We start from the raw sequence: 10813 nt of genomic DNA, 5'->3' as shown, positions 1-10813 counted from the left end.
CCGGCGGCCCGGACCTCGTTCAGCCGGCCGCCGGGCGATGAGGCGGCTACCACGAGACCACCCGCAACTGCCGAGAACAGTGCAGCAGATCTTGGTGACCGAAGCTGTGCGCAACGCGCTGAAGCGCAGGCTGTTCCGGCGATCAGTCGTCGAACTGGGTCGGTTCGAGGCCCCACGTGTCTATGCCCTGGCGGGTGGGCGTCTAGTGACGTCGCAAATCGTGGCGGTCCACTCGTTAACGCGATTGTGTGGCACCTACGACCCAGATAGCGTGGGCGCCCAACGAAAGGCGATCATGAAGCGGGCGTTCTTGCAGCGGGACGATGTGCGCGACCTGGTGGCCGATCGGTTCGGGTCCGGTCGGCGGCTCATTGCGCTGGACCGGTTAACCGGCGGCAGCAAAAAGGGGGTCTACCGGCTCAGCCTGGACGACCAGACGACTGTGATCCTCTATGTATGGGCGGCCGGCGAGAACTACTGGCCGCCGTCGCCGGCCGTCCCGGACGACCCGTTCACTGACGCGTCCGGCGCGGAATTATTCGCCACCAATCACGCTGCTCTCGAAGCCGCAGGAGTGCGGATTCCACGGCTGCTGATGCTCGATCGCGACGGCCGCTACCTGGATACCGACGCTGCATTGATCGAGGACGTCGGTGCGGTAAGGCTGGAAACGCTGATGGAACGCGACCCGGCACGCGCCGCCACACCGCTGTCCACGCTTGGTGACGCCTTGAGACGCATGCACACCACGTTCGGCCCGAAGTACGGCAAGCTCGCCGCTATCGCCCGCGGCGAAGCACCTCAGCGTCGGCGCACCGAGGACATCGTTGTGGACCGGGCGCTCAGCCACCTGCACGCCGCAGCCGACCGAGACACGCGGCTGGCCGACGCACACGACCGGATCGTCAGGCATGTGCGTCTCCTCCGGAGCGCGGTTACGGCACGCGAGACATATGGGCTGGTACACGGCGAACTCGGCCCGGATCACGTACTCGTCACGCCCGCTGGCGAACCCGTCATGATCGATATCGAAGGCCTAGCGTACTTCGACGTCGAGTGGGAGCACGCTTGGCTACAGATGCGCTTCGGTGACGCCTACCCGCTACTACGCCCGGTCGATCTCGACCCCGACAGGCTGGAGCTGTACCGGTACGCGCAGGTGCTGTCCCTGATCGAGGGTCCACTGCGGATCGCGGACACCGACTTCCCCAATCGGCAATGGATGCTGGACCTAGCCGAGTGGAACATCACCAAAGCTCTCGGCGCCGTTTGACGGCCCTGGCGCTGATTCCGCTGGGCGCTTCCTGTGCTGGTACTCGAGACTGCTCGGCAGCAACCGGGGCGTGCTGCTCCAAGTCGGATCGCATCTCGGCCAGTGCCGGGGTCTGCTGGACCGATAGGTGACATCTGAGATCCTGTCGCCAACTTCCGGACGTGTCGGTGACAGCGCGGACCCCTCAACGCGTTGCCGTACTCCGGCATGTATGACTGCCGATCGGATGGAGCCGGAAGGTTCGAGCGGTATGTGGGGCCCGCTCATGCTGCGGGCCCCACATAGGACCTGGGTGCGACCGCGAACGGCCGCAGGGACCCTCGTACCGCCATGGTTGGTGTTTCTGGGATGAACGCCTGACCCGCCTGCGAACGCCTTGTACGCGCGGATGGACGTTGCGATTGCGTAGAATGTCGTTATATCGGCGTCTTCGCAGAACTTCATGGCATCCGCGAGACCGTATCGACCTTCTTTATCTTTCCTCTGGCTCCTGGTAGAAGTGCGGCATGCCCTCACGGCCTGTCACATCACTGTTGGATGAGAGCGGATCGCGACGTGCTGGCTCGCGGCTGTTGCACGGGGCGTGCCTCGCCGGGGCGGGCGGCACCTCGGGTTTCATGATCGGTCGACTGCTGCTCGCGGTGCTTAGCGCGGGCACCGATCCGGGGCAATGGCGCTTTTCGCAGCCGGTCAGGGCAACTCGTCGTACAGCACTGGAGGTGGCCAGAGGTGTCGGTGATCGAACTAGCGCATTGCGTGAGCCGGCATCTGCCGTTGCCGACGGTGTGACTCCAGACGTGTGATGAGCACACCTGCCGAGGTCGACCGCCTGCTCAGCGCCGCCGACGAGATCACCGCGCGGGCCGGCATCGGCCCGGACACCCGGGCTGCCGTTGAGCGGGCCGTTGCCGCTGCCCGTGGTCTCGGCGATCCGGGGCGTCTGCTGCATGCTCTCGGCCGCGCCACCCTGAACCTCTCTCAGGAACGGCTCGCCGCTGGCGGTGACGTCACTGAGCTGCGGGAACAGGCCGAGGAGGTCATCGCGCTCGCCGGCGATCTGCTCTCCGATCCGGACTGGCATGCCGACGCCGTGGTCCGCACCGTGCAGGCGGGCCAGATCCTGGCCGGCAGCGGGCTCGTCGATCGCGGGCGCGATGTCGTCGAACGGGTGTGGCGGTTGGTCGCGCCCCGGCCTGCCGACGGCCTCGACGCCCGCCGCGCTCGGACCGCGGCACTGACTGGGCTGGTCACCCTGCGACTCGAGACGGACCCCTCCGTCCTGGGACCGTTAGCCGCCGAGATGGTCGACCTCCAGCGTGGGCTCGCCCGCGACACCGGCGAGGCGGCCGCCGTGATCGACCTGGCGGACGCCCTCGGAATCTTCGCGCGGGTAGCCAGCACTCTGGGGCGGCCGGACCTGATGCGGGTGGCGCTGACCGAACAGTACTCGCTAGAACAGATGTTCCAGGGCTCCGGAGCGCAGAAGCGACTAGAGCGGATCGAGGCGTCGCTGGCGCAGCTGCAACAAGCCGCGCCGGAAAACCTGGTGGTTCCCGACTCGGGCGCGTGGCGGATACGCCGCTCCTACCTGGATCTGCTGGCCCAGCCCTCACCATCCGACGTTACCGCCGGCGGGTTCGCGGCGCGGCTGGCGGCGGAGTCGCGGGTGACCGGCGCCGCACCCGGCAACCGCCCGCCCGCTGACCCGTCGGTGATCGCCGATTGTGCCGCCCGGCTCGATCAAGAAACCTCTCTGGCCGACGCGGACCAGATCATCGAGGCCGACCGCGTCCTCGCCGAGCTCGCCGACGAGTTGAGCCTGTACGACGGGGCGACGTCGGACCCGGCCCGGGGGGACGTCCGGCGCCTCTGGTCCGCAGCCCTCTACCAGCGGGCGATGCTCCGGCACCGGATCGGCCACTGCGACGACGCCTGGGACCTTGCCTGGCTGTCCGTGGTCGTTGCCGTCCGGCGGCACGAGGGCCTGCTACGCGGGACCGCCACCGAGCGGGAGGCGCTGGCCGACGCGGTCACCCACATGGTCGACGCCGCCGTGGTCGCGGAAGCCACCGGACGTCACGAAGACCAGATCATGCTGCTGTCCGAGGTCATCGACCGCTGCGCGGACGCGGACGCGGCCTACCCACGGCTGCGTCGAATCCTCGGCACGGCCCTGCACAATCTCGCCGCCGCGCTGCTCGAACGCCGGCAGACGGCGACCGCGGCGCCCTTGGCCGAACATGCCTACGCCATCCGTCATGAGCTGGCCGTGCTGGACCAGCACGCAGCCTGGGAGTACGCGAACACCCTGCTGCTCACCGCCGCCCTCGCCGTCGACCGTCAGGACTGGCCAATCGCCGTCGAACGTCTCAGCGCAGTTGGGCGGCTGCTGGTTGCCTTACGGACGTACCCGGAAGCGATGGCCGGATATGCAGGACAGCTCGTCATCGAGGTCACCGCCCAGGCACCCGAGCTGGTGGACCGGGCCCGTGCCGCCGGCACCTGGCCATATCAGACTTGGACCCCTCAGGCGTAGCGCCCACACGTTCGGCAGCCCGCTGGGCGGGTCTACGGCAGCGTAGAGGTACTCTCCGAACCCGTCCCCGTCTGCCGCGAGCGCGAGCGCTAGCGCCCAGCCCGAAGCCGTCACGCCCGTACACCCGCAGAGTCTTCGCGTACCGCAGCAGCCCACGCAGCGCGACGAGCCGTCCGGCGCCGGCCAGGCACACCGCGCCGGGCACCGGGCGCAGAACCCGACGTGCCAGCGATCCGCCGTGACCGTCCAGGAGCCGGCTTCGGCATCCCAGATCCAGTGCGGCTTTCCTCGCCGGACCTCGTCGATGCCGAGCACCGCGACCGGTTCCGGCTCGTCCGGCAGCACGCTGTTCGCGTGAGTGGTGAACGCGGCCGCGACGATCGGCCAGGAGATGCCGTGGTCGCGGGCGGACTGCACGATGGTGCGTCCGCCGTCGGCGACCGCCGCCCCGGCCGTCTGCCGCAGTCGTGTGGTCAGTCGTGAATGGGCCGGGACCTGGGCGACCTGCTCGGTGAACGCCTGACGCGGACAGGCCGGCGTCGGGCAGTACCAGCGTCGTTTGCGCCAGCGCAGCCGCACTGGTCGACCGGCGACCGGCAGGTCCCGCGGCCGGGTCGTGGCCCACTGCTTCACCCGCACTGCGGGCAGCATCGTGCCTGCTCACAACCGGTGGACAGGCTCACCACCGGAACGCCCTCAGCGTTCAGCTCGACTCGTTCCACCACCAGAGCCGTCCAGACCCAACAGCTTGGTTGCGTCGTTGACCATGCTCGCAGCTCTTCACCTGTGACTATCCGAACTCGACGCTCAGATGATCACCAACGAGCTGCAGGTCTCGCCATCTGGGTCGACTCATAGCGGACGTGCTCGATTCTCGGAGATTCCGACGAGACGAGACCTATGCGAAACACTCCTTGTGAGTGCTGGGTCTGGAGGCGTATAAACGAAATAAGTCTTTCGTTTAGGAGTGCCGATGGAGCAGCAGGAGCCGGAACGCCGGGTGCGCGTGCAGGACGCGACCAAACTGCGGGCGCTCGCGCACCCTCTGCGACTGCGGCTGTTGCGCTACCTGCTGGCCGCCGGCCCGAGAACCGCAGCGCAGTGTGCCGAGGCACTCGGCGACACCGGGTCGAATTGCAGCTACCACCTGCGCCAACTCGGCCGTCACGGACTCATCGAACGAGCACCCGCCGAGGGGGTCAACCGGCGCGACCGGCCCTGGCGTGCCACCTCGACCGGGTTGGAGTTCCGGCCCGAGCCGGGTGACGTCGACGGGCAGCAGGCCAACGACGCACTTGCCGCACTCGAGCTCGACGAGGTCTTCGAGGCGCTGCAGCGCTACCAGCGCCAGCGGCACAAGCTGACGGACGAGTGGCGGGAGGGCGCGACCTTCCACACCTACACGCTCGCGGTCACCCCCGAGGAACTGCGCCACCTCACGCTGACCCTGGACGCCGTCATCCGACCCTATCTGCGTCCGGTGCGCCACGCGCCCCCAGCGGAAGCCCGGCGGGTCACTCTCAGTCTGCAGGCATACCCCACGCCTGAGTTCATCTGAGATGTTCACGCTGCTGCGTCACCGCGGATTCGCCCTGACCCTGCTCGCCGGGCTCTGCTCGAGCGTGGCGAGTTGGCTGCTGCTCACCGGGCTGCCGATCTACGTGTTCGGGGTGACCGGCTCGGCGTTCATCACCTCCGCCGTCTTCCTCGTCGAGCTACTGTGCGGCATCACGCTGGGATCCTTCGCCGGCGCCCTGGCCGACCGCTTCGACAGGTTCCGGCTCATGGCCTGCGTTGCGGTGCTACAGGCTGCGGCGGTGATCCCGCTGCTGGGTCGGCCCGAGCATCATCTGTGGATCATCTCGCTGGTCGCGGGCACCCAGGCGGTGCTGAGCCAGACGTTCGACTCCGCCCGCAACGCCGCGTTGCCGAACCTCATCGAGGCCGCACACCTGGTACGCGCCAACAGCCTGGTGGCGCTCACCATCAGCGTTGGGCGGCTCATCGGCGGTTCGCTCGGCGGATTCGCGATCACCCGCGAAGGCACCCGTTACCTGGCGATCGGCAGCGCCGTGGCCTTCGTGGTCGCGGCGGCGCTGATCGCCGTCGCCCCCCGAGCCGTCCAGCACGGCGCCTCCCCGCCGGAGCGTACGTCGTCGTTCCTCGGCGCCTGGCGGTCCGGCCTCGCGGCGATGCTGCACAACAGCACCGTGCGCGTGACGTTCCTGAGCGTGGCGCTGGGCGGCATCGCGCAGGGCCTGTTCGTGGTGCTCTTCGTGGTCTTCGTCAGCCGCGCGCTGCACGCCGACGGCACGCTCACCGGTGTGCTGCGGGGTGTCCAGGCGATCGGCGGCGTGGCGGGCGGGCTCATCGTCGGCACACTGGGCGCGCGGCTCAGTCCTCGACTGCTGATGAGCCTCGGCGCCACCACATTCGCCCTGGTCAGCCTGGTCATCTGGAACGGGCCGGCGGTGACCCGCCAGCCCGAGTGGTACGTCCTGCTGTTCATCCTGGTCGGCGTACCCGGCATCGCCTACAACAGCGGGGCGTTCGCACAGATCCAACAGAGCGTCCCCAACACCGACCTGGGTCGGGCGTTTGGCGGCTACTACGCGATCTACAACGCATCGCAAGGGCTGGGCATGGTGGCCGCCGGCCTGCTCGGTGACGCGCTCAACGTCGTGCTCGTGCTCAACGTGCAGGCCGCGCTCTACCTGGCCTCGGGCGCGGTCGCCTACGTGGGCCTACGCTCCGCCCTACGGCAGCGCTCAGCCCCGCGACAGCGCTCCACCGTCGACATTGGGTAGACCGTTCTCGATCAGAAACCGAACTCCACCGGCTCGCCACCACCCCACGCCACCGCAAACACCTCAACCCCTCCCAACTTCGAAGAACCCAGATGGACCTCGGTGACCCCCCCCGCAGCCAACGCCCAGGCAACGGCACCCTCTTCTCCACCACCAGACCATCGAGAGTGGACGCCGTCAGTCGCCCGGCCCCACCGACAGGTGCAGCGGGTCGACGCCGCCAGCCCGCGAAGAAATCGCACCAGCCGTGGTAGATGAGTTCGCGTTTCACGCTGGTGGTGCCCGGAGTGGCGCCGTCGAGTTCGTGACGATCTCCCACCACGCCCGTGGACGCAGCCGCAAGGGCTTCCTGAACGGTGACCTCTTCGGTGGATCCGAATGCGTCAGCGTTGGCGCTCGCGCGGAGGCGTAGCCGATGAGCGGGTGCCTGGGTGGCGTCTGCCACCATGCCCCCGTGCGGCAATATCCGAGCGAGTCACTGACCTCCGTGCTGACGGGCGCCGGCGTGGCGCTCGTAGGCCTGTTCCCGGCAAAGGATAAGGGCTTCGGCGCAAAGCTAGATGTGCTGGCGGCTTTGGTGGAGGTACATGGCGGGCGGGTAGTGAGCCGGCACATTCAGCGGCGGGGTGTCTCGCACGGCGGCGCGGCCAAGATGGCGTTGCCGTTGTCGCGGCGGACACTGCTTAGCCAGGGCAAAGCGCGCGAAGTCGCGCAAGCGTGCCGGGCCGCAGAGGTTGGTGTTGCCGTGTTCGTAAACCCGCTCACGGAACACCAACGAGCGGTCCTCGGCGACATGTTCGGGTGCTTGGTGATCAGCGGCGAGGACCTCTTCACCCCCGGTCGATGAGCGCCCGCAGACGCCGCTGATGGGGGAGATTTCGGTAGGCGCGAAGGCGTGGTGGGCGTAGGGGCGGAACTTGGCGTTTTCGTGGTGCCGGCGTCGGTGGGTCAACCAGGCGAGGATGTCGGCGAGCGCGTCCACCAGGGTCGTGATTTCTGTTCGGCAAGGGCCCGGTCAGCCAGGCTCAGTCGAACCAGAGCCTGGCTGACCAGGCCACGTGTGGCTAGGCGTTGCCGGATCGTGCCTTCGGCAGCGTCCGCTCGGCGGTCAGCGTCATGGCGCCGCCCTTGTAGGACACCCGGAACATGTGGCCGCCCACGTTCAGGACCCGCCGTTCCGGCATGGAGTGGAAGTTGCCCTTGATCGAGGCCCCGCTCATGATCGTCAGTACCGTGCCCGGGGTGATGGGCGCGCGGACGTCCAGGGTGAGTTCGCCGTCCAGCACCAGGGCACCCGTGGCCCGCACGCTCGTGTAGTCGCGGTCGCCGGAAATGGTGATGGCGAGGCGACCCGCTCGGCTGATGGTCACGTCGCCGCCGACCTTCAGGACGTTGCCCTGCGGAAGGTCGGTGAGACTAACGGACAATGCGGACGCCGCTTCCGCGGCCGACAGGCCGGGCTGCAACACGCCGCTGTTGACGCGGATGCTGCCTCCCACGAAACCGCTGCCGCCGAGCGTGCCGCCCTTGACGGCGACCGAGCTTGCGTGTGAGAGCGCGTTTGGTTTGTGGGTTGGTCGGGTGTGTCGCACAGTGGGTCCGGCCGATGGGTGTAGCTCGGTCGGTAGGCAGGCATGGATCGAGTGCGGCGGTACCCGTCTGACCTGACCGACGCCGAGTGGGAGATCATCGAGCCGATGCTGCCGTCTCCGCAGTGGATGGGCAGACCGGAGAAGCATTCCCGGCGGGCGGTCATCGACGCCATTTTGTACGTGGTGCGTACCGGTTGCGCGTGGCGGTCCCTGCCGGTCGACTTTCCGCCGTGGCAGACCGTGTACGCGGACTTCACGCGGCTGAACAGTCGGGGCGTGACCGAGCGGATCCTGACCGAGCTACGTGAGCAGATCCGGGTGGCTCACGGCCGTGACCCGGAGCCGACGGCGGGGATCATCGACTCGCAGAGCGTGAAGGGCGCCGACACTGTGCCGCGGGACTCCCGCGGTTATGACGCCGGGTAGAAGATCAACGGCCGGAAGCGGTTCATCGTCACCGACACCCTCGGGCTCCTGGTCACCGTCTGGGTCCTGGCCGCGTCCTGGCAGGACCGCGACGGCGCCAAAGGAGCCCTGCTCGCTACCTACGCGGCCACCCCGATCCGGCATGTCTTCGCCGACACGGGCTTCGCCGGGCGCCTCGTCGACTGGGCCCGCGACCTGCTGCGCACCACCGTCGAGATCGTCCGCAAACCCGCCGACCAGCGCGGCTTCGTCGTGCACCCCCGCCGCTGGGTCGTGGAACGGACCCTGGCCTGGATCACCGCCCACCGCCGCCTGGCCCGCGACTACGAAACCCACCGCGCAACGTCAGAGGCCATGATCCGATGGGCCGCCCTCGGCGGCATGCTCCGCCGCCTCACCCGAGGCGAACCCGCCACCCGCCAACAACGCCTCACCTTCAACACACCCGACTGACAGCAAAGTGAAACGCGCTCTCAAGCACAGCCGGATGGGCGGTTACCTCGCTCGTACCCATCTCGTCTACGGCGAGTGGCTGCGCCGCGAGGGCCGCCGTCGGGAGGCCCGCGAACAACTTCGCACCGCCCACGAGCTGCTGTCCGGTATGGGTGCGGAGGCGTTCGCCGAGCGTGCCGCCCGCGAACTACGCGCCACCGGTGAACATCCACGAAAACGCGCCGCTCAGCCGACCGACGCGCTCACCGCCCATGAGCTGCACATCGCCCGGTTGGTCGCCACGGGAGCGACCTCTCGGGAGGTCGGCGCACAGCTGTTCCTGAGCCCGCGCACGATCGAAGCCCACCTGCGCAGCATCTTCCGCAAGCTGGGCATCACCTCCCGCAGGCAGCTCAAAGAACTTGCGCTTCCTGATTGGGCAGGCCGCGGGTAGCACCGGCCGGCGGTGGGTCAGCGCCCGACGTGCTGCCATGAATCACGTCCTGGCAGCTGTCGCGGCAACGTCCCGGTGAGCATCTTGTCCTGCGGGGTGGTGTCACTATGGCGGCCTGGGTCGGCGACGCCGCCCGTGAGCCGGGCGACCTCGATTACGTCGTCACCCCGCACACCATCACCAGCGACAACGCCGACGCCCAGGCACGGCGCGACGACGCCAAGAACGTGGTCCGAGCCGACCCGGGTCCGGGGCTGCAACCAGACCGGATCACCGAGGCCGCGATCTGGAACATGTCGACGATCGACGGCGGGCAGGTGCGCCGGCCGCTGCGCAGCGCGCCTCGATCCACCGTCACGGTGCCCAACTTGATGCTCGACCCGCCCTACTGGGACCAGAAACCCCAGGCCCGGAGCGAGTAGAACCGCTGGCCCTCACGGTCGGCGACGCTGAACTCGCGGCCCGGCTCCGGGGCGACCCGGACCAGGGCGTCCACGCCGTGCGCCGGCGCTGGATCCGGGCCGTCCGTGCCGGCGGCCCGGGAGATCACCGCGAGCGCCACCTCGGTCCGCCGGCACCGCTGTTCGTCCAGGCCGGTGGCCTCCGCGTGGGCGGCCAGCGCCCAGTAGCGGGCGTAGTAGCGGGCGTAGTAGCGGGCGTAGTGGCTCAGCGTCGAGACGCCGGGGACCAGGATGTCGACGCCCGCCATGACTGGCGCCTCCACGGCCAACGGGTATCGGCCGGCACGCGCCGTCAGCCCCGGCTCGCCCCAGGCCGGGCCCTCTAAACGGCTATCGAGGATGCGATCACGGTCAGTGTCCCCTCGCTGACATTTCGCCATTGTCGCCCGTCCGGACCGCGTATCACATCCGCCGAGCGGGCGACCACTATGGATGGGGACGGTGCGGCTGCCGGCGGCATCGCCGAGCTGCATGTCCGCGGATGGAGGGAGCCACCGCGAGCATTCGCCGGTCGTCCTGTTGAGGCCGACTGCGGGCAAGGCTTAACTTCGGAACCTACTTTTGAGGTACCAGCGAAGAAGATCCAGATCAGACGTTTTCGGCCGAAGTCAACGGGTTCCTGCTGAACGACCTCGGTGAGCTTCTCGAGGAAGTCGTCGCACCAGCCGCGGGGCAGATACAACTCCCGGTCATGAGCGGTTTCTGCCCCGGCCTTGACAACCGTGCCGTCGCTCCAGTTGATGTCCACGGTGTCGCTAAGGGACGTCTCGTAACTTGGTGGTCGGTCCATGGTGGATCATCTTGGGGTGCAGGTGATCTCGGCGGCTCGCCA

The 10813-nt window shown here is 68.4% G+C and carries 10 protein-coding genes and 2 pseudogenes; 9 read left to right on the top strand and 3 right to left on the bottom strand.

Translation table 11 applies throughout. The features are described from left to right. Nucleotides 1–295 precede the first annotated feature (295 nt). Both ACPXB1_RS30275 and ACPXB1_RS30270 read left to right on the top strand, forming a co-directional pair. Nucleotides 296–1273 carry a phosphotransferase family protein gene (locus tag ACPXB1_RS30275; RefSeq protein ID WP_355598191.1) on the top strand — a complete coding sequence of 326 codons (978 nt, stop codon included), beginning with the start codon at nucleotides 296–298 and terminating at the stop codon, nucleotides 1271–1273. 802 nt (nucleotides 1274–2075) lie between these two features. Further along, on the top strand, nucleotides 2076–3809 hold the full coding sequence (locus ACPXB1_RS30270) for a hypothetical protein (RefSeq protein WP_425736142.1): 1734 nt from the start codon (nucleotides 2076–2078) through the stop codon (nucleotides 3807–3809). A 210-nt stretch (nucleotides 3810–4019) separates the two neighbouring features. On the opposite strand, the pseudogene ACPXB1_RS30265 reads toward ACPXB1_RS30270, so the two are convergent. Next, a pseudogene (locus ACPXB1_RS30265) lies at nucleotides 4020–4577 on the bottom strand (transposase family protein); the annotation flags it as partial. 205 nt (nucleotides 4578–4782) lie between these two features. Here ACPXB1_RS30265 and ACPXB1_RS30260 point away from each other — a divergent pair. The 3 genes from ACPXB1_RS30260 (at nucleotide 4783) to ACPXB1_RS30250 (ending at nucleotide 7463) form a co-directional block, all read left to right on the top strand. Beyond that, nucleotides 4783–5367, top strand: a complete 585-nt coding sequence (locus ACPXB1_RS30260) for a winged helix-turn-helix domain-containing protein (protein ID WP_355598187.1) — start codon at nucleotides 4783–4785, stop codon at nucleotides 5365–5367. 1 nt (nucleotide 5368) lies between these two features. Further along, nucleotides 5369–6616, top strand: coding sequence for an MFS transporter (locus ACPXB1_RS30255; protein ID WP_355598185.1), 1248 nt, complete (start codon nucleotides 5369–5371; stop codon nucleotides 6614–6616). 415 nt (nucleotides 6617–7031) lie between these two features. Continuing rightward, complete coding sequence (locus ACPXB1_RS30250; RefSeq protein ID WP_355598183.1) at nucleotides 7032–7463, top strand: hypothetical protein; 432 nt, start codon at nucleotides 7032–7034, stop codon at nucleotides 7461–7463. Nucleotides 7464–7680: 217 nt separating this feature from the next. Here the strand turns inward: ACPXB1_RS30250 and ACPXB1_RS30245 are convergent, their stop codons facing one another. Further along, entirely contained in the window at nucleotides 7681–8208 is a 528-nt protein-coding gene (locus tag ACPXB1_RS30245; RefSeq protein ID WP_425736141.1) for a hypothetical protein, read from the bottom strand. Nucleotides 8209–8250: 42 nt separating this feature from the next. Between ACPXB1_RS30245 and ACPXB1_RS30240 the strand changes: the two genes are divergently transcribed. From ACPXB1_RS30240 to ACPXB1_RS30225, 4 genes and pseudogenes are all read left to right on the top strand, one after another. Beyond that, nucleotides 8251–8634: a transposase gene (locus ACPXB1_RS30240; protein WP_425736140.1), complete on the top strand. Its 384-nt coding sequence runs from the start codon at nucleotides 8251–8253 to the stop codon at nucleotides 8632–8634. A 3-nt stretch (nucleotides 8635–8637) separates the two neighbouring features. Next, nucleotides 8638–8943, top strand: a pseudogene (locus tag ACPXB1_RS30235) (transposase); the annotation flags it as partial. Between the two features lie 178 nt (nucleotides 8944–9121). Further along, complete coding sequence (locus ACPXB1_RS30230; RefSeq protein ID WP_425736139.1) at nucleotides 9122–9520, top strand: helix-turn-helix transcriptional regulator; 399 nt, start codon at nucleotides 9122–9124, stop codon at nucleotides 9518–9520. A 107-nt stretch (nucleotides 9521–9627) separates the two neighbouring features. Then, nucleotides 9628–9942 carry a hypothetical protein gene (locus ACPXB1_RS30225; RefSeq protein ID WP_425736138.1) on the top strand — a complete coding sequence of 105 codons (315 nt, stop codon included), beginning with the start codon at nucleotides 9628–9630 and terminating at the stop codon, nucleotides 9940–9942. Here ACPXB1_RS30225 and ACPXB1_RS30220 read toward each other — a convergent pair. Further along, complete coding sequence (locus tag ACPXB1_RS30220) at nucleotides 9906–10244, bottom strand: hypothetical protein (RefSeq protein WP_425736137.1); 339 nt, start codon at nucleotides 10242–10244, stop codon at nucleotides 9906–9908. The genes ACPXB1_RS30225 and ACPXB1_RS30220 overlap by 37 nt on opposite strands. Nucleotides 10245–10813: the final 569 nt, after the last annotated feature.

Origin of the sequence: Micromonospora sp. DT68 (genome assembly GCF_049847245.1) — a bacterium.
In the GTDB taxonomy this organism is placed as follows: domain Bacteria; phylum Actinomycetota; class Actinomycetes; order Mycobacteriales; family Micromonosporaceae; genus Micromonospora; species Micromonospora profundi.
This window is presented reverse-complemented; position numbering and strand designations above follow the sequence as displayed.